General features: G+C 33.8%; 14 protein-coding genes and 1 pseudogene (1 of these 15 only partly in view). 11 read left to right on the top strand and 4 right to left on the bottom strand.

Annotation, left to right across the window (positions count from 1 at the left end; all coding sequences use genetic code 11):
• Positions 1–61 (top strand): annotated as a pseudogene (locus tag A2255_02240) (hypothetical protein); it begins 1,085 nt to the left of the window's first position.
• 95 nt (positions 62–156) lie between these two features.
• Here A2255_02240 and A2255_02245 read toward each other — a convergent pair.
• Complete coding sequence (locus A2255_02245) at positions 157–2,586, bottom strand: hypothetical protein (protein ID OGI16566.1); 2,430 nt, start codon at positions 2,584–2,586, stop codon at positions 157–159.
• 418 nt (positions 2,587–3,004) lie between these two features.
• Here A2255_02245 and A2255_02250 point away from each other — a divergent pair, with 418 nt between their 5' ends.
• From A2255_02250 to A2255_02285, 8 genes are all read left to right on the top strand, one after another.
• Positions 3,005–3,463 carry a hypothetical protein gene (locus tag A2255_02250; GenBank protein ID OGI16567.1) on the top strand — a complete coding sequence of 153 codons (459 nt, stop codon included), beginning with the start codon at positions 3,005–3,007 and terminating at the stop codon, positions 3,461–3,463.
• A gap of 15 nt (positions 3,464–3,478) precedes the next feature.
• Positions 3,479–4,192 carry a hypothetical protein gene (locus A2255_02255; GenBank protein ID OGI16568.1) on the top strand — a complete coding sequence of 238 codons (714 nt, stop codon included), beginning with the start codon at positions 3,479–3,481 and terminating at the stop codon, positions 4,190–4,192.
• 46 nt (positions 4,193–4,238) lie between these two features.
• Complete coding sequence (locus tag A2255_02260; GenBank protein OGI16569.1) at positions 4,239–5,555, top strand: hypothetical protein; 1,317 nt, start codon at positions 4,239–4,241, stop codon at positions 5,553–5,555.
• A gap of 242 nt (positions 5,556–5,797) precedes the next feature.
• A complete protein-coding gene (locus tag A2255_02265) occupies positions 5,798–7,102 on the top strand; it encodes a hypothetical protein (protein ID OGI16570.1) in 1,305 nt (434 codons plus the stop codon).
• 96 nt (positions 7,103–7,198) lie between these two features.
• Positions 7,199–9,685 carry a leucine--tRNA ligase gene (locus A2255_02270; protein ID OGI16571.1) on the top strand — a complete coding sequence of 829 codons (2,487 nt, stop codon included), beginning with the start codon at positions 7,199–7,201 and terminating at the stop codon, positions 9,683–9,685.
• 246 nt (positions 9,686–9,931) lie between these two features.
• Positions 9,932–10,606 carry a metal-dependent hydrolase gene (locus A2255_02275; protein OGI16572.1) on the top strand — a complete coding sequence of 225 codons (675 nt, stop codon included), beginning with the start codon at positions 9,932–9,934 and terminating at the stop codon, positions 10,604–10,606.
• 159 nt (positions 10,607–10,765) lie between these two features.
• A complete protein-coding gene (locus A2255_02280; protein OGI16573.1) occupies positions 10,766–12,013 on the top strand; it encodes a serine hydroxymethyltransferase in 1,248 nt (415 codons plus the stop codon).
• 110 nt (positions 12,014–12,123) lie between these two features.
• Positions 12,124–13,140, top strand: a complete 1,017-nt coding sequence (locus A2255_02285; GenBank protein OGI16574.1) for a hypothetical protein — start codon at positions 12,124–12,126, stop codon at positions 13,138–13,140.
• 21 nt (positions 13,141–13,161) lie between these two features.
• Here A2255_02285 and A2255_02290 read toward each other — a convergent pair whose 3' ends face one another.
• Positions 13,162–13,488, bottom strand: coding sequence for a hypothetical protein (locus tag A2255_02290; protein ID OGI16575.1), 327 nt, complete (start codon positions 13,486–13,488; stop codon positions 13,162–13,164).
• 883 nt (positions 13,489–14,371) lie between these two features.
• Positions 14,372–16,525 carry a hypothetical protein gene (locus A2255_02295; protein ID OGI16576.1) on the bottom strand — a complete coding sequence of 718 codons (2,154 nt, stop codon included), beginning with the start codon at positions 16,523–16,525 and terminating at the stop codon, positions 14,372–14,374.
• A 78-nt stretch (positions 16,526–16,603) separates the two neighbouring features.
• Here A2255_02295 and A2255_02300 point away from each other — a divergent pair, with 78 nt between their 5' ends.
• Both A2255_02300 and A2255_02305 read left to right on the top strand, forming a co-directional pair.
• The gene (locus A2255_02300; GenBank protein OGI16579.1) at positions 16,604–16,918 is read left to right on the top strand and encodes a YggU family protein; all 315 of its coding nucleotides are present in this window, start codon (positions 16,604–16,606) and stop codon (positions 16,916–16,918) included.
• 114 nt (positions 16,919–17,032) lie between these two features.
• Complete coding sequence (locus A2255_02305) at positions 17,033–17,257, top strand: preprotein translocase subunit SecG (GenBank protein ID OGI16577.1); 225 nt, start codon at positions 17,033–17,035, stop codon at positions 17,255–17,257.
• 80 nt (positions 17,258–17,337) lie between these two features.
• Here A2255_02305 and A2255_02310 read toward each other — a convergent pair whose 3' ends face one another.
• Positions 17,338–19,170 carry a molecular chaperone DnaK gene (locus A2255_02310; protein OGI16578.1) on the bottom strand — a complete coding sequence of 611 codons (1,833 nt, stop codon included), beginning with the start codon at positions 19,168–19,170 and terminating at the stop codon, positions 17,338–17,340.
• Between the last annotated feature and the right edge of the window lie 58 nt (positions 19,171–19,228).

Below are 19,228 nucleotides of genomic sequence, written 5' to 3' on the forward strand. Positions count from 1 at the left end.
GTCCTGCCATAAACTGCTTTTATGGAACTTCATTTGCTGCTCCAAAAGGTATGATAATTGATACAAAAACAAGAAACTGTACAAACTAAGTAAATAAAGCATTATTAAAAGAGAGGCCAATAATATTGAGCCTCTCTTTATATCTCGTATATAAAATCAAGCTTCTCTCTTAAATACTACCATACTACGCTTTGGTAGATTAATATCAAGCTGACCATATCCAGCAGATACTGGGCCGTTATTGGTAAATCCTGATCCGCCAAATTCTTTAGCATCACTATTTAAGATTTCTTTCCACTTTCCATCAGGAAGCTCAATATTTCTTAAAGTGAATTTACCTTCACCCCTTACACCAAAATCTTTATCACCAAAGTTCATTACAGCTAATATTTCATTATTGCCTTCTTTACGTAATGAATGTAAAACCTTTGCATCTTTATAGTTATATGCTTTCAGATGATCCCAGTCAGCTTTGCCATTAGCTAGAGCAGGATTTTCCTCAATCAGCTTTTCCAAAGCTTGTTTATATTTTATGGTTTCATCTCTAAATTTAGGATCATTATATGCATCTTGATCAATTTTAGATTCATCAAAGGATGGTTTTCCTACAGGATAACCTTTCTCATCACTCACTTTCTTAGATACCGGTATCCCATTGTAATCTTTAGCATCTGAAGGATATTCAGCAAAGAACTTTAATGGGGCAAGAATACCTTCATCATCACCCATAAGAATCATTTTAGTTCTACTTGGATGTACCATTACTGTTCCTAAAGCCAAACGATTAAGAGCTTGTGATTGATCATAAGCATTAGAAAATTCTTCCTTAGTTATTGGTCTAGAAATATTATGCTGCTTTTGGACTTCTCTCCATTCATCGTTATTAGCTTTTGTCCATCCTTCTTTAGCCCCTTTAAGATATGTTTTAAATAAATCAAAAAATGCAGCATCAGCCTTTTTACCATCACCCATAATCCTGCTATATATATCCAGTTTTGAAGCTATAGCTTTATGAATTGTACGTTTGCCCCCATGATTACCGGATTCATCATGACTCATATGATATATAACGTTTGTATCTGCTTTAGGAGGATGATTTTTATCAGCTGGATTTTCAAGTTTTATAAATCCATTTTTAAATTCTTCTTCTAAATCACAAACACTCGGATCAAATCCGCCCCCGCTACGACCTGTAACCAATGCCTCTAAAGTGTGCTGAAAATCAAAGTCCCACTGTGCATCTGCACCAATTCTTTTCATATAATTGTTGGAACACTCTTTTTCAGGATTATCGATTTCATACTGTTCCAGAGGACTAACAAGCCTTGCTAGGTTTCTGGAATCCTCGTTTATAATTTTTGCTTTAGGAAAATGATTTTTCACCTCACTATGTACTAGTTTTAAAGCGATATCAGAGTACATATATTTAGTCATATCTAGTCTTAGACCATCAACTCCAAGATTCAACCAGTATAATGACATATCAACTAAAGCCCTTCTCATGTATTCATTTCCGGTGCCTTCATAGTTTATGGCATCACCCCATGGTGTTTTAGACTTTATTGGATCGAAAGCCTGACCATAATCATTCATAACATTACCAAACGGCCCTAAATGATTAGGTACTATATCGAGGATTACTTTTACATTTTTTTTATGGGCATAATCAATTAATTCTTTGAATTTTTCTACTCCACCGTATGAACTTTCAGCAGTAAGCCAATCTACACCGTCATATCCCCAATTTTTACTTCCATAAAATTCAGATATTGGCATTATCTCAATTGCTTTAGCAATTTTTTGCTGCCCAATGTTACTTTCAGCAATTTTATCTATTTTTTTCTTTGTTTCCTCAAAACCCCCAAGGAGACCAACATGTGCTTCATCTATTATTAGGACTTCATCTTCTTTAGGCCAATTATGAGTAACATTATTTTTCAACTTAACATCATCTACGACCTCAGACCAGCCGGATACATCAAATACAGATTTTGAATTTGGATCTTTACGTTTTAATCCTTGAATTCTACCATTTGATTCCTGTCCATCAATAATAAACCTGTAGACATCACCTGGTTTAACTTCATCTATTGTGCTTTCAAAAATCCCCTTTTTAGTTTGATTTAATGGAACGATTCTTGATCTTACGTCAGGATCAGCTTCATAATTCCAATAAAACTCTTTACCTGTTGCTTGTCTTAAATCTTTAGCAGGGTCAATATCATCTTTTTTTACAATTTCAAGAAACATTTTTTTGGCTTTAGGAGCCATAACTTTAAAATTAGCTTTTTCATCACCAAGATAGTTTGGGCCATAGCTCAAATGATCTTCAAGTGCTCTACCAAAAGATACTTGAACTGGTTTTGAAACCTGAGTTAAATGATACGCTTTTAAAGCATTAGCTAAAACATCTGCGTTTGGCTTCACTACCTTTGCAGCAGAGTCATTTCCATCAACCCTTGAAGAAATAATTCTTTCAGAATCACTCTTTTTACAGAGCTTGTCACCAACAGCATCCTGAATACCACCCTGAAATTTCAGCTTTTTTGAATTTAATACCCCAACATAGTCATTTGAAATGCCCATATTTTAAAAACCCTCTGACATAAAAACACGACCTCGATCAGTTATATAAAAACGTATCAAAAAAAAAGTTGATATTTAAAGCAAATTTTTTGTTAATAATCTCGCAGAAATGAGGAAAATAAGCAGTAAATAGGGCTAAATAACCAAATTATCTTATTATTGCAATAACTTAATATTGTATTTTGTACAATAATTACTAGAATAAGAGTTTTTATCTAATTTAAACAAACAATGACTAATCTAACACTTACGCATACTAGTTTAATTTCTTAAAATCAGAAATGTTTTTTAATATTTCATAAAGAAACACCCCAAAACACTATTATTTAAAAACCATAAGTGCTATAATTATAAAAAATCAATCAAGCACCCGAATTCCTAAAAGATTACACATAAATTCAAGAGTGAAAAATTTTCTATGGAAAAAGTTTTTGGCCTTAAAAAAAGAGTAAAACATAATTCTAAAAGTGGTTTTACTTTTCTGGAAGTCATATTATCCATATTGATTATCGCAATTGTAGCAATGTATCTTGCAACATCAATTCCTGCTTCATTATTAATTATTCAAGAAACAGAAAATATTTCGAAAGCAACAGACTTAGCACAAAAATATTTTGAAAACGTAAAATATGATTTATCTGATACTGGCCAATATGATGATGCAGAAGCAGGCACTGACCCGCCTATTGATATAACAAATGACATAACTAATAACGGTTACTTTAACGTAACAACCAATGTTTCAAATCTGGCATCTGAGAGCATAGGTGGAAATACTGTAATTACACTTAAGCAATTAGATGTTACTTTTTCCAAAACTGGTTATAGTTCACCATTAGTCAAATTGAGCACAGAAATAGCACGTCCAAGAAATTAATTATCGAGGAAAATAATGCTTAAAGCATATAAAAACGCTGTCACCTTAGTAGAAGTCATAATGGTTCTCGTTTTAATGAGTATTCTTATTATTCCTACTATAGATTTGATGTCCTCTATGATGATCTCACAAGCTGATTTTGTTAAAAATCTTCAATCCAAGCAAGTAAAATTAAATATTACTGAAAGAATCACCAGTGGTATAAGGGAAGGAAGCTATATTTATCCTGATAGTACATCTTTAACCATACCAACAATGTCATCTACTACTAACGTAAATATTGAAGATCAAGCCATTGCAGTGTTAGTTCCTGTATTTACAAGCAGTGGCAGTGTTGAATACTCAAATGCAACAGGTAAAACAAGTTTTAAAGGAGTAGCATATTCAATATTACCGCAAAGCACATGGAATGGCGGTAATTCTAATAAGTATGTTCTTGTAGAAACAATATATAATACTCAAATATCGACTAACTCTGAAGATCCTCTTGAATTAACAGGAAATGCTACAATAAATTGGGGTTCCGGTACATCTTATTTACTTGCTGATAACTTAGAGCCAGCAAATCAGACTGTAATGGGAACAAATGCATTTGATATAAATAATAATATAATTACTTTTGGGTTTGTACCTGGTGGTACAGCTACATATTTTCCTTCATCAAGTGGCACCAATCAGCTAGACGATACACCTTATGTTTCTAGCGTAGTTGTACAAAATACCAGATAAACTTTTTAGGTTATCTAAAACTTAATAAAATCAATGGGGGTAGAATATGCCTTACTTTAACATGCATATTTCAAGAAAAGCATCAAAAGGTGCATCACTGGTAATAACTATATTTATAGCCATTGTTGCAGCACTTATCACAATTACTATGCTGACTTTGTCATCTAAAAATACAGATCAGTTAGTCAATGATAAAGAAGGAAAAAAAGCACATTATGCTGCGATGGCTGGATTAGAGAGAGTTATAAGCAAATACAATGCTGACTATAACGGTACTTGGTTAAAGTCATTAGCAGATCTGCCTTTTCCGACAGTTTCATCCCCAGAAAATTTAAATAATGACACATCGTATTGGGTTGACTCAGTTGAGTATGTAGACTCAGGAAAAGCTGTTATGGTAAAAATCATCGGCAAATCAAAACAGGCCACAAGAAAAATAAGAGCAAAATTAGAAACTGATATACCAAAAGCCTTTGGCAATTTTGGATTATTAACAGACGGTTTACTGTCAATTTCTGGTGACAAATATTTAAAAATGAATACTCATGGAAATAAAGGTTTAACGTTCTCAGGTGATCATTATATGTATAACAATTCAACCGCCTCACAATCATCTAATAAACTTGCAGGAGATCCTGACCCATCATCAAAACCAGTTGGAGGCTATATTCCTCCAATAAAAGTTCCTGATATACCAGTAGATCATTTAAGACAATACGCCAAAACCGGTTTAATTCTTAATGCCAATGACCCAAACTTACAATTAAAAATAAATAACTCTCCACCGGATATCCCTATATACATTCAAGGAAATGTTATCTCATATTTGCCTCAAAACAACATCATACTAGCAAATAACCGATATTATCATAAAAGAGCCATGTTAATTCCTGCTTATAGCTTTCAAAAAGCAAATATAAAATACATTGCAAAGCCGGCTAGCTCTAAAGGTATAACCTTTGACGGTAACCAGCAGGGAAGATTCATATTCATAGAAGGTGATGCTATTTTTAACGCAGATGGTTTTTATAATTTATCAAACATGATGCTGGTTACTACAGGAGATTTAACTGTTAACGGTTATGTTGACATAGATACATCTCATGCCGGTGAGGTTGATGTTACATTTGCATCAGTTGGCCAAATAACTCTAAATGGAAGTAGAAATTTTGCTGCTCTTTTTTGGACAGAAGACACTTTTAGACAAAATGGTTCAAGTATTGCAGGTAAAGTAATTTCTAGAGGAAATCTGACTTTTAACGGTAATTTTACTCTTGAGCCATCCGGCAAGCTTCACGATAATGGTTTAATAGAAAAAGAAGTGTCCCGCTCGTCCTGGCAACAAATCTCTATGGATGAATAATTAATCAAAACTTGTTTCCATAATCCCTATATTCATTAAGAATATAGGGATTTATTATACTTAATTTAAGCTATATAAATAAAATAGCTTGTTGATTTCCTAATTACAGAAATTAATTTCGCAAATTTTTATGAATTTTATTTTAAAAACAGTTTAATTCCAGTTATAATAGGGTATTATTAATAAGCGATTATTTGTTTTAAATTAGTGTAGTATTTTAAACTTTTGAAGGAAAATTAAATATGAAAACCCTAAAGCACTCTGCTAAAAGAGGAGCATCATTATTGTTGGCTATCTTTATTTCAGCTATTGCGTTACTCATTACCGCAGTTATGCTTAACTCTTCAGAGAAAAATACTGGGCAGCTCACAGACGAAAAGTTCGGTAAAATAGCATATTATGCGACAGAAGCGGGCTTAGCAAAAGTAACTAATTTATACAATTCAGATATATCAAACTGGGGCACTTCATTATCTGACTTAAATCTGCCAAAGTCTAATACCCCAACAACCTTAAATAATGGCGCAACATATTGGATTGAATCTATTAATTATGTTAATTCAAATTCAACAGCATTGGTTAGTGTTGTTGGAAAATATCAAAAAGCTCACAGAAAAATACGAGCAAGAATGACTCTGAAAATTCCAGATGTATATAATGATTACGGCCTATTAACAAATGGGGTGCTCACAATTCATGGCAATAAAACACTAAATATGAGCATCCATGGCAACGATGGATTATCTTTAAGTGGTCCAACCAATACAGCAAACAATGCTGTAGCAACACAATCATCAGACCCTGATGCAGAAACACCTGATTCGGTTAACAACCCTGTAGGAGGATATGTACCTATAGTTGACGTTCCTGTCGTTCCAATTTCTACACTAAGACAAAAAGCACAACAGGGTATAACTTTAGATAAAAATCAATCAGATATAAATGAACAAATAATGAATGCTCCTGCTGGCAGCTATATTTACATTAGCGAATCCATAGCAAACCTACATAATCAAGGTATTAAGTTTACAAATAACCATTATTCAAATAAAAAAGCCACTTTTATACCTACATATTATAAATCTTCAGGTATATTATTGGTTAAACCTAAAGATAAACCCCCAAATAGTAATGGTGATATAACATTATACGGTAATATGCAAGGCAAAACTATCTTTGTTGATGGAGATGTAACAATCCATGCCAATGGTATTTCTAACTTATCAAACGTAATGGTTATATCATCAGGGGCTCTAACAGTTAACGGAAGTGTTGATATTGCAACGTCACATACAGGAAAAGTTGATACAATATTTGCCTGTCAAGATGACATAACACTAAATGGAAGCAGAAGCTTTAATGCATTATTCTGGACTAATGGAAGCTTCAGGCAAAACGGTTCCAGTCTTGCAGGAAGAGTCATATCACAAGACGGAATTACCTTTAACGGATCTTTCACCCTTTCTAATTCTGATAAACTTAATGACAACGACACTATTGAAAAAATAGCAATAATATTATCAAAACAACAAGTTTCTATGGATTAATAGCTTTTTATGCTTAATTTTACTCTAAAAATATTTTTTCGTTATAATATATAGGTTATAAGTGAGAAAATATAGTGCAAAAAAGGAGTAACTGTCTTGAGAGAGCAATATATTCCACAAGAAATAGAGAGAAAATGGCAAAAAAACTGGGCAGAAAACAATATATATCACACTTCAAATGAATCAGATAAACCTAAATATTATGCTTTATCAATGTTTCCATATCCATCAGGCAAATTACATATGGGACACGTTAGGAATTACACAATTACTGATGTTATTGCTCGTTTTAAACAAATGAAAGGTTTTAATGTCCTTCATCCAATGGGGTGGGATAGTTTTGGATTACCAGCAGAAAATGCGGCTATACAATCCGGTAAGAATCCCGCTGATTGGACACTTTCAAATATTGATTATATGAAAGATCAGCTAAAAACACTTGGCCTAAGTTATGATTGGGACAGAGAAATCGCCACCTGCAAACCTGATTATTATAAATGGACTCAATGGTTATTTTTAGAATTCTATAAAGCAGGACTTGCATACAAAAAAGAAGCTGGGGTTAACTGGTGTCCTGGTTGCGCTACTGTATTAGCTAATGAACAAGTAGAAGAAGGTTTATGCTGGCGTTGTAGTTCAACTGTGGATAAGAAAAAACTTTCTCAATGGTTCCTTAAAATTACCGATTATGCAGAACAATTACTTCAGGATTTAGATAAATTAACAGGCTGGCCGGAAAAAGTTAAATTAATGCAGAAAAACTGGATCGGCAAGTCTTATGGAACTGTATTAAAATTTAAAGTTGCTGAACTTGATAATGTAGAAATTCCTGTATTCACAACAAGACCAGATACCGTTTTTGGCGTAAGTTATCTCGTAGTTGCGCCTGAATATCCTTTAATAGATCAATTAATTACTGAAGAAAACAAAGAAAAAGTATATGACTATACAGAAAATGCTAAAAGAATTAGTGAACTGGAAAGAACATCAGCAGAAAGGGAAAAAACAGGGGTTCCTTTAGGAACACATGTGATAAACCCATTTAACGGCAAAAAGGTTCCAATTTGGACTGGTGATTATGTGCTTGTAGAATATGGAACCGGGGCTGTAATGGGTGTACCTGCTCATGATGTGAGAGATTTTGACTTTGCTAAAAAATATAGCCTTCCAATTATTGAAGTTATAAAAGATCCAAATAAAAAAGAAGAAAGACCTCTTACAGAAGCTTATGTTGAAACAGGTGTAATGGTTGATTCAGGTGAATTTACCGGTTTAGACAGTGAAACAGGTAAAGAAAAAATTACTAAATGGGCCCAGCAAAATAATGCGGGTCATAGCCAGGTTCAATATAGATTAAGAGACTGGCTTATAAGCAGACAAAGATATTGGGGCGCTCCTATTCCAATAATTTACTGCGAAGAATGTGGTATTGTTCCTGTTCCCGATGACCAGCTTCCTGTACTGTTACCTGAAGACGTCGATTTTAAAGTTCAGGGTAAATCACCAATAGCTACATCAAAAACTTTCGTAAATACCACATGCCCGAAATGTAATAAACCAGCTAAGCGTGAAACCGATACAATGGACACATTCATTTGTAGCAGCTGGTATTACCTGAGATATATCGATCCACGCAATGACCAAAAAATATTCGACTCAAATCTGGTTAACAAGTGGATGAATGTTGATCAATATGTGGGCGGCGTTGAGCATGCAATTTTACACCTTTTATACTCAAGATTCTTTGTAAAAGTATTAAAAGATCGTGGATTAGTTAATTTCGATGAACCATTTGAAAATCTTTTAACACAAGGAATGGTATTAAAAGATGGTGCAAAAATGAGTAAATCAAAAGGTAACACTGTTGATCCCGATGATATTTTCCAAAATTACGGCGCTGATACAGCAAGATTATTTATATTAAGCGATTCTCCTCCAGAAAGAGACCTTGACTGGTCTGATACAGGAGTGGAAGGCTGCTATAAATTCTTACACAGAGTATGGCGTCTAATCAAAAATTCTCAAGAAAACATAATTTTTGATTATCAGGAACCTGATCCTAAAGCTCTTACCAAAGAGAACAGTGATTTATTAAGAGAAACACATAAGACAATCAAGAGAATCACGCTGGATATTAGTAATGAATTCCAATTCAACACAGCAGTAAGCAAATGCAGAGAATTTGTAAACTACATATATGATTACGTAAACAATAAAGAATCTTACACTGATGAAGATAAAACTGTTTTAAGTAAAGCAATAATGACATTAATAAAACTCATGTCACCAATAGCACCCCATATGACAGAAGAAATATGGCATGATTTTGGCGGCAGGGAATCTATACATTTAACAAATTGGCCTGAGTACGATGAATCTCTTACTATTTCAGAAGAAATTGAGATTGTTGTACAAGTAAATGGTAAAGTTAGAGAAAAATTGCCTATGCCTGTAAATTCTACAAATGAAGAAATAGAAGCTACAGCAAAATCAAATCCTAAAGTGCAATCATATATTCAGGATAAAGAGATTATCAAAGTAATCATTGTACCTAACAGACTAATTAATATAGTTATTAAGTAATTTAACCTAGTGCTACTCTGTTCCAAAAAATTATGATGAAGGGGGTATATTATTGGAGGAGCCTATGCACCATGTCAATTTGAAGGTGACCTTGTCACTTATTTAAGTCATCAATTATTCCAGTGAGGACTTAATTATGTGCATTAGCACCGACGGAAATAATTTACCCCTTTCAATACTCATAAAACTTATGAAACGGTCCAGTACTTTGTTTCAAAAATTATGCAAATAGCTTTAGGAGGCTTTATGACTGTAGAAATAAAATACTTAGGTCACAGCGCTTTTCTTATAATTCATAATGATCATTCTATACTTATCGACCCTTTTCTGGTAAACAGTCCCATATCAGTTAATGAGTTAAATGTGCAGGATATTTTATTGACTCACGCTCACGGAGATCATCTGGGAGACAGTATAGAAATATCAAAAGAAAAAAATGCCACTATTACAGCAATATTTGAACTTGCTAATTACTGTTCTTCACAAGGGGTAAATGCTAATGGTGTAAATCTTGGCGGTAAAGTTCCTTTTTCCTGGGGATATGCATACTGGCTACCTGCTTCTCACAGTAGTAGTACTCCAGAAGGAAATTATGGCGGATCACCTGCAAGTATATTATTAAATATCAAGGGAGTTTCTATCTATCATGCCGGAGATACAGGGCTACATTATGATTTAAAAATGATTGGAGAGGTTTACAAACCTGATATTGCACTCTTGCCAATAGGTAGTTATTATACTATGGGTATTAATGAAGCAGTTATAGCTGCTAAATGGTTAGGAAGCTCTAAAGTAATACCTATACATTATAATACTTTCCCTATTATTCAGGCTAATCCTGAAGAATTTAAAGCTAAAATTGAGTCAGAAACAAAAAGCAATTGTATTATACTGAAGCCTGGAGAATTATATTCTGTATAATCTTTAATAATATATGGTTTAGCCAATTTTCATAAAACTTCCATTAAAAATTATTAACAATAATAAATTCTAATTCACAGGTTTTAAGTAAAAATTTTTTTTATTTGTTATGATTTTCATGGAAATAAATTATTGTTCTAGATGATTGGGTGGTAAAAAATGGAAATTCAAACAATTAAACAAGCTGATCCTCAAGTCGCAGAATTAATTTTACAAGAACTAGACAGACAAAGAAACACTATTGAGCTAATAGCAAGTGAAAACTTTACAAGCCCAGCAGTAATGGCTGCAGCTGGAAGTGTGCTTACTAATAAATATGCTGAAGGCAAACCAGGAAAACGCTTCTATAACGGATGTGAAATAATAGATGAAATCGAAACTTTAGCAATTGAAAGAGCAAAAAAACTCTTTGGCGCTGAACATGCCAACGTGCAACCCCATAGCGGTGCTCAGGCTAATATGGCAGTGTTTTTATATGCTCTAAAACCTGGTGATAAAATCCTTGGCATGGATTTATCAAACGGCGGACACTTAACTCACGGATCACCGGTTAATTTTTCAGGTTTATACTTTGATGTAGTAAGCTACAGAGTTAATAAAGACGGTTTAATTGATTACGATGAGCTTGAAAAATTAGCTATTGAGCATAAACCAAAGTTAATAATTGCTGGAGCAAGCAATTATCCTAGAATTATTGATTTCAAAAGATTTAGAGAAGTAGCAGACAAAGTCAGCGCTTATTTAATGGCAGATATAGCTCACATTGCAGGACTGGTAGCAACAGGATACCATCCATCACCTGTTGGGTTGGCAGATTTTGTCACTACAACCACACATAAAACTTTAAGAGGTCCAAGAGGCGGGCTAATTTTATGCGATACCGAACATGCTCAAGGCATAGATAAAGCTGTATTCCCTGGAATTCAAGGAGGCCCATTAGAACATATTATTGCAGCTAAAGCTGTTGCTCTTCATGAGGCACTCCAACCATCTTTCAAAGAATATGCAAAAAATATCATTGATAATGCTAAAACTCTTGCCGGTTCATTATTAGATAATGGAATGGACATAGTCAGTGGCGGCACAGATAATCACCTAATGACTCTTGATCTTAGAAAAATGGATAAAACAGGAAGAGAAGTAGGCGATTTATTAGAAAAAGTTCATATAACCGCAAACAAAAACACCGTTCCTGATGACCCTAAAGGTCCATTTACAACCAGTGGCGTTAGATTAGGAACTCCTGCTATCACCACAAGAGGTTTCAAAACTGATGATATGAAGGTTGTTGGCGAAATAATTGCTGAAGCAGTCAAAAACTCCGACAATGAAACAAAATTATCAGAATTAAAACAAAAATCTATAGACTTATGCAAAAAATATCCTTTATATCCCGATATAGTGTAAAATAAGAACAGCAAAATAATTAGATTGGAGCTAAAGCTATTAATAGCATATTTTATTCACATATCCACGGTTTCTTCATATCCTTTTTATTAGCAATCATCATAGTACCTTTGGTAAGGTATTACAGTATAAAAAGAGGATTTGTAGATATCCCCAATGACAGAAAAATCCACAAATTTCCTATCCCAAGGCTTGGTGGTGTTGCTATATGGCTTTGTACTCTACTGACTTTTGCAATTCTAGTTTTGCTAAGCTGGGATTACCCTCATGGAAACGGACTATCCGGAATACTGGTAGGTGGTAGCATAATATTTTTACTGGGTTTGGTAGATGATATCTACAATCTAAGCCCAAAATTTAAACTGTTCATCCAATTCGGGGCTGCTGTGGTTGCATTTTTACTAGGAGTAAAAATAGAAATTATCTCTAATCCATTTGGAGATCCTATACTTCTTGGAATATGGAGTTTTCCAATTACATTATTCTGGATTGTAGCGATTAGCAATGCTATGAACTTTATTGACGGTGTGGATGGATTAGCTGGCGGAGTTTCAGCAATAAGTGCAGTAACTCTTGGAGTAGTTGCTATTTATACTCATCAGCCTATAAGTGCCCTTGTTGCTGCAATTTTAGCAGGAGCTATGATGGGATTTCTATTATTTAACTTCCACCCTGCTAAGATCTTTATGGGAGATTCAGGTGCATTATTTGCAGGATTTACACTAGCAGCCTTATCGGTGACTGGAGTACTTAAAACAGTAGCTGTAACTATGCTCTTACCTATTATGATACTTGCGGTTCCTATATTAGATATATCATACTCAGTATCCAGAAGATTATTCAAAGGTAGCAATCCTTTTATTGCCGATGCTGATCATATTCATCATAGGCTCCTAAAAGCAGGACTTTCTCATAATCGTACTGTAATGGTATTTTATTTACTCTGTATTGCTGCTGGGTCAATTGCTACAATCTTTGTGGGGGCATATAAACTATATTTTATACTGGTTATATTAATTTTATCTATTATGCTAATCCTTGCACGTCTTTCAAAATCAAGAAGATTAAATGAATTACAGAATAACATAATAAATAAAAGTGATATCCCAGAAAAGCAAGATTCCTAATACACTTTTTTATTAGCAAAGTTAAAATTGTTCAATGTATAATTTCTGCGCTTCTGACCAATTTTCAAGTGGAGATTTATTTATATCAGCCTCATGCAAATAAAAAGCTAAAAATTGCAATCTTTCTGTAATTTCTCTTTTAGAAACAAGCCAATTTAAAAGAGGATAATCACCATAATTTAAATAATGATAATAAGCTTCTTCGTTAATTTTCTCTTCAATTTTCTGCTCTATTTCAGCATTTACCCAATCCTGTTCCGAATTTCCAGGTAAACCTTGATTTATCCTGTCTAAATATTTATAATAAGCCTTTTCCCTGACCTTATTCCAGAAATCACCATCGTACATAGCTTCCACACCCTTATATATAAGTAACCTTAGTAGTAATATTAGCAAGTAATTCATAGGAATTGATTCTCTAAGAGAATTAATTCCTATTCTTTCCAAAATAAATTGATTAAGGACAGCGGAAAAAATAATTAAAGATTTTGATGAAAAAATGCGAAGCGGGAGTGAAATTTTCGGGAAGAGCAGCTTCGCTGGTCTGGACCGAAAACAAAACTCATTCTATCTTTTGTGATTTCTGTAGCCTGCTTCCTGCGCGAAGCGGGAGCTGTGCAAGCTCATTCCTGTGTTCAGCTATTAAACGAGTAATAAAAAATGCGTAAGAATTTTTTATTACGTCCTTAATTAAAGATGCGACAAAAAATTCATAATCTAAGTATGATTTGGACTAATTGATAAGGTACTTGATTAGAATAATATTTAATGATTAGTAAGAGATTTCTAATATTTATAATTTTCGGTATTTATAAAATTTTAAAAATCGTCCTAAACTGTCATTAAGAGGTGACAAAGCCACAATCACATTGTCAACAATCTTTCTTTAATATACAAGAATCATTGATGATGGGTCTGTGGCTTCGTGGTAATCTTTCTAATGTTCACCAGATAGATTGCCACGCACCTTCGGTGCTCGCAATGACAGTGCGTGTTATTAGAATGATTGATGACTTAAAAAAGTAACTTTGTCACCTCGCAATGATTGTGCGTATTATTGGAATGATTGATGACTGAGAAAAGTGACTTTGTCACCTCGCAATAACCATACTTTATTATTTATGAATTTTTTAGAGATATTACTGTCAATTCAAGTTAATTCTAGCCAAAATTCTCGAAAACCCGCCTCTGCATCTCTATCAGTCATATCAAACTTTTTATCGATTTCGGGTTAACTAATTTTACTAGCATTAGTCTGCTGCCTTTTTACGGAAACAACGTCACTAACACTTGTAATTCCTGAGATGATTTTATTCAAATTTTCAATATCAGTAATTTCTAATTCTACTTCAATTAAAGCAAATGCTTTATCCCTTGTTTTTATGTTGGCACGAGTAATATTTGCCCTATTATCAGAAATTTTTCCTAATACATCTTTAAATACACCAAGTCTGTCAATAACTTCAATCAGAATTCTTGTCACATATACTTTTGAATTATTTGTTTGAGCCCAATTAACGTACATTATTCTTTCAGGATCAACCGTACTAAGACTCTTGCATTCCTCTCTATGAACACTGACGCCTCTACTTCTTGTTACAACACCCACAATTGATTCCCCAGGCACAGGTGAACAACATTTAGATATGTGATACAACATTCCTTCAAGGCCTTCAATAACTTGATTGGTATTCCCGGATTTAGACCTTGCAAATCGCATTTTAGGAAGAATTTCACTGGACTTAAGCTTATTAGTTATCTTTGTAATAGAGAGTTCTCCGTAGCCAAAAGCAGCAAATAAATCTTCTTCACTTGGATAATTAAGCTGATTTGCAACCTCTAGCATTTTTCCGGATTTAACGTGCTCCTCAAATGCTGACTTTCCAAGCTCCTGTTCTAAGTTACTTCTACCCTGAGAAATATTCTCATCTCTAAGATTTTTCTTAAACCATTGCCGTATTCTATTGCGAGCCTGATTTGTTACAACTATATTAATCCAACCAAGACGAGGTTTTGCCTGTTTACTGGTCAGTATCTCTACTATGTCACCATTTCTAAGTTTATTATCTAGAGGTATTATACGTCCATTAACCAATGCACCAACACACTTATGACCAACTTCAGTATGAATTCTATAAGCAAAATCAATAGGAGTAGCACCATTTGGAAGGTCAATAACATCTCCTTTAGGTGAGAATACAAATACTTGATCAGAAAATAAATCTAATTTTACGCTATTTACATATTCCTGCGCATCTTTTATATCTTGCTGAAATTCTATTAATTTCCTCAACCATGAAAACTTTTTATCAACATCAGAATTGGATTTTACTGATCCTCCTGACTCCTTATATCTCCAATGAGCAGCAATACCGTATTCTGCAATTTCATGCATTTCGTGAGTTCTGATTTGAACTTCCAGAGGCTTTCCTCTAGGCCCAATGACCGAAGTATGCAACGACCTGTAAAGATTGTTCTTTGGCATAGCTATATAATCTTTAAACCTGCCAGGTATTGGCTTGAATGCAGAGTGTATTACCCCTAAAACCTCATAGCATTCTTTTTCAGAATCAACAATTATTCTAGCGGCAGTTATATCATATAAATCCTGATATGATTTTTGCTGTCTAACCATTTTATTATATATACTATTGTAATTTTTAGCTCTTCCGGTAATTACAGCTTGAATACTCATACTTTTAAGATTTGAATTTATCTTATCAATAATAGCCTGAACAGTTAGATCCCTCTCAGCTTTACTCTGTGCCACCAATTGAGCAATCTCAAAATATTTTTCAGGATTTATGTATCTTAAAGCTAAATCCTCTAATTCAGCCTTAATTCTACCCATTCCGAGCCTGTTTGCAAGTGGAGCAAAAATCTCTACAGTCTCTTTAGCAATTTCTTTTTGCTTATGAGGGGACATATAGTTAAGAGTTCTCATATTATGAAGTCTGTCGGCCAATTTTAGGAAAATAACCCTTACATCTTCAGCCATAGCAAGGAACATTTTTCTAAAATTCTCTGCCTGTCTTTCTTCTTTAGAACTAAAACTATATTTACTTAATTTAGTAACACCATTTACCAGATTAAGTACATCTTCACCAAATTTTTCTTTGATCTCTTCAGGCTTTGTCTCTGTATCTTCAAGAATATCATGCAATAATGCAGCACAAATTGTGTCTGTATCCGCTTGTAAATTCGCAAGTATAGTTGCGACCTCTACAGGATGCACAATATATGGTTCTTCGCTAATCCTATACTGTCCTTTATGCCATGATGCAGCAAAATCGTAAGCAGAGCGAATTTTCTTTACATCTTCCTCTGTTCTATGCTGCTCTTTTATTATAGAATCTAATTGGTCAAATAATGATCTATTGTCCATATGGTCAAAACTACTAATTTCTTACTAAATACAACTTTTTCCTTATATATTTTACTCTTTATTATAAATAAAAGCTATATGAATAACTCAGATAACGAAAAACTTAAGATAACCAAACTCACAGATGGGATCAAAATTAGTGTAAAAATAATTCCCAATTCTTCAAAATGTGAAATTGCAGGCATTATCGATAATAGCTTGAGGATAAAACTTGATGTACCTCCAATTGAAGGAAAAGCAAATGAAAAATGCATCAAATTTCTATCAAAATTACTTGGAGTTCCTAAAACATCAATAAATATAATAAGCGGTGAAAAATCTAAAAACAAAATCCTTTATATTAAAGGTAATCCTGAAGAATTAGCCGCCAAAATTTATGCTTATAAATACTAATATATTTGTTAAATTAACAAATATATTAGTATTTATAAGTTTAATTTACAATAAATTCTTATCGGTTAAATATATTCATGATAAAATATACATTAAAAAGTATTGGAGGCTTAAATGTTAGGATTTTTTCAAGCTGTACAAGTAATTTCAGGGGCGCTGCTCATATTATTAATTCTACTTCACTCACCAAAAGGAGCAGGTCTAGCCGCAATTGGTGATGCAGCACAGTTATTTTCAAGTCAAAGAAGTGTTGAAGCAGGATTAAATAAATTTACAGCTATAATTTCAACCATATTTATTGTTTCTTCTATCCTATTAGGATTTGGAATTATCAGATAAACCTTACTATATTTTAATAATCTAAAGCCCTCTGTGTTAACAGAGGGCTTTAGTATCTAATGTTAATTTGCTAAATCAAATTAAGACTTAGAATATTCTGCATCGATAACATCTTCATCTGAAGAGTTTTGTGATTGAGAATCTTCAGTACCTTCAGAATCAGCTTGTCCTGCAGCTCCTGCTTGTTGATAAGCAGCAGAGGAAATTGCAAACATAGTTTGTTGAATTTGCTCTGATAATGACTTAACTGCATCAACAGAAGCATTGTCTTTAAGAGCTTTATCAAGTTCTTCTTTTTGCTCATTGAGTTTGGTTTTATCAGAATCTGAAATCTTGCCTTCCAGATCTTTCACCAGTCTTTCCGCTGCATTAACTAAGCTGCTTGCATTATTTCTAATTTCAACTTCTTCTTTTTTCTTCTGGTCTTCAGTCGCATTAATTTCAGCTTCCTTAACCATTTTATCAACTTCATCTTTATTGAGATTAGATGTACCTGTAATGGTTATTTTCTGTTCTTTATTTGTAGCTTTATCTTTTGCACTAACGTTTACAATACCGTTAGCGTCTATATCAAAGGTAACTTCAACCTGAGGAAGACCTCTTGGAGCAGGTGGAATTCCGTCTAATCTAAACATACCAAGAGACTTATTGTCACGGCCCATTGGTCTTTCACCCTGAAGTACGTGAACATCTACAGCGGTCTGATTATCATCTGCTGTAGAGAACACTTGACTCTTACTAACAGGAATTGTAGTATTTCTTGGTACTAACGGAGTCATAACCCCACCAAGGGTTTCAATTCCAAGGGTCAATGGGGTAACGTCAAGAAGAACGATATCTTTTATCTCACCAGTAAGAATGCTTGCCTGAATTGCAGCACCAACTGCAACTACTTCATCAGGGTTTACACTCTGATTAGGATCTTTTCCAGTTAAATCCTTAACTAAATTTTGAACAGCAGGGATTCTTGTTGAACCACCAACAAGAACAACTTCCTGAATTTCGCTTGGTGACAATTTAGCATCAGATATAGCTTGCTGTACAGGCTTTCTACATCTTTCAAGCAGATCACGACTCATATCTTCAAATTTTGCTCTGGTTAATGACATTTCAAGGTGTTTTGGACCATTAGCATCAGCTGTAATGAATGGTAAGCTGATATTTGTTTCTATGACAGATGATAGCTCACATTTAGCTTTTTCTGCTGCTTCTTTTAATCTTTGCATTGCTTGCTTATCATTTTTTAGATCTATACCTTCTTGTTTTTTGAATTCATCACTGAGCCAATTAATAATTTTTTCATCAAAATCGTCTCCACCAAGACGTGTATCGCCACTTGTAGAGAGAACTTCAAAAACACCATCGCCTACTTCAAGAATACTAACGTCAAAAGTACCACCACCAAGGTCAAAGACAAGTACTTTTTCGTTAGATGTTTTATCAAGACCATACGCTAAGGCTGCTGCTGTAGGTTCATTTACAATCCTCAATACATCCAAACCAGCAATTTTTCCAGCATCTTTTGTAGCTTGTCTTTGACTATCATTAAAATAAGCCGGAACAGTAATTACTGCTGATGTAACTTTTTCTCCAAGATATTTTGAAGCATCATCAGCTAATTTCCTTAAAATCATCGAGCTGATTTCTTGAGGAGCATGACCTTTTCCATCAATATTTACACTATAGTCAGTTCCCATATGACGTTTAATACTTATTATAGTACGATCCGGATTAAGTATTGCTTGTCTTTTTGCTAATTGACCTACTAATCTCTCCCCATTTTTTGAAAAACCAACTATGGAAGGAGTTGTGCGACCACCTTCAGCGTTTGCAATAACTGTTGGCTTACCGCCCTCCATAACCGCAACTACGGAGTTTGTAGTGCCTAAGTCTATACCAATTGTTTTTGCCATATATAACTACTCCTTTTAAATAATATATGTTTCTACATACATTTATAACAGTAAATTT

The organism is Candidatus Melainabacteria bacterium RIFOXYA2_FULL_32_9, from assembly GCA_001784615.1.
Taxonomy (GTDB): Bacteria; Cyanobacteriota; Vampirovibrionia; order Gastranaerophilales; family UBA9579; genus UBA9579.

Coding starts and splice junctions, on each gene's coding strand:
- A2255_02245 (OGI16566.1), bottom strand. CDS start 2,586: ATGGGCATTTCAAATGACTATGTTGGGGTATTAAATTCAAAAAAGCTG.
- A2255_02250 (OGI16567.1), top strand. CDS start 3,005: ATGGAAAAAGTTTTTGGCCTTAAAAAAAGAGTAAAACATAATTCTAAA.
- A2255_02255 (OGI16568.1), top strand. CDS start 3,479: ATGCTTAAAGCATATAAAAACGCTGTCACCTTAGTAGAAGTCATAATG.
- A2255_02260 (OGI16569.1), top strand. CDS start 4,239: ATGCCTTACTTTAACATGCATATTTCAAGAAAAGCATCAAAAGGTGCA.
- A2255_02265 (OGI16570.1), top strand. CDS start 5,798: ATGAAAACCCTAAAGCACTCTGCTAAAAGAGGAGCATCATTATTGTTG.
- A2255_02275 (OGI16572.1), top strand. CDS start 9,932: ATGACTGTAGAAATAAAATACTTAGGTCACAGCGCTTTTCTTATAATT.
- A2255_02280 (OGI16573.1), top strand. CDS start 10,766: ATGGAAATTCAAACAATTAAACAAGCTGATCCTCAAGTCGCAGAATTA.
- A2255_02290 (OGI16575.1), bottom strand. CDS start 13,488: ATGTACGATGGTGATTTCTGGAATAAGGTCAGGGAAAAGGCTTATTAT.
- A2255_02295 (OGI16576.1), bottom strand. CDS start 16,525: ATGGACAATAGATCATTATTTGACCAATTAGATTCTATAATAAAAGAG.
- A2255_02300 (OGI16579.1), top strand. CDS start 16,604: ATGAATAACTCAGATAACGAAAAACTTAAGATAACCAAACTCACAGAT.
- A2255_02305 (OGI16577.1), top strand. CDS start 17,033: ATGTTAGGATTTTTTCAAGCTGTACAAGTAATTTCAGGGGCGCTGCTC.
- A2255_02310 (OGI16578.1), bottom strand. CDS start 19,170: ATGGCAAAAACAATTGGTATAGACTTAGGCACTACAAACTCCGTAGTT.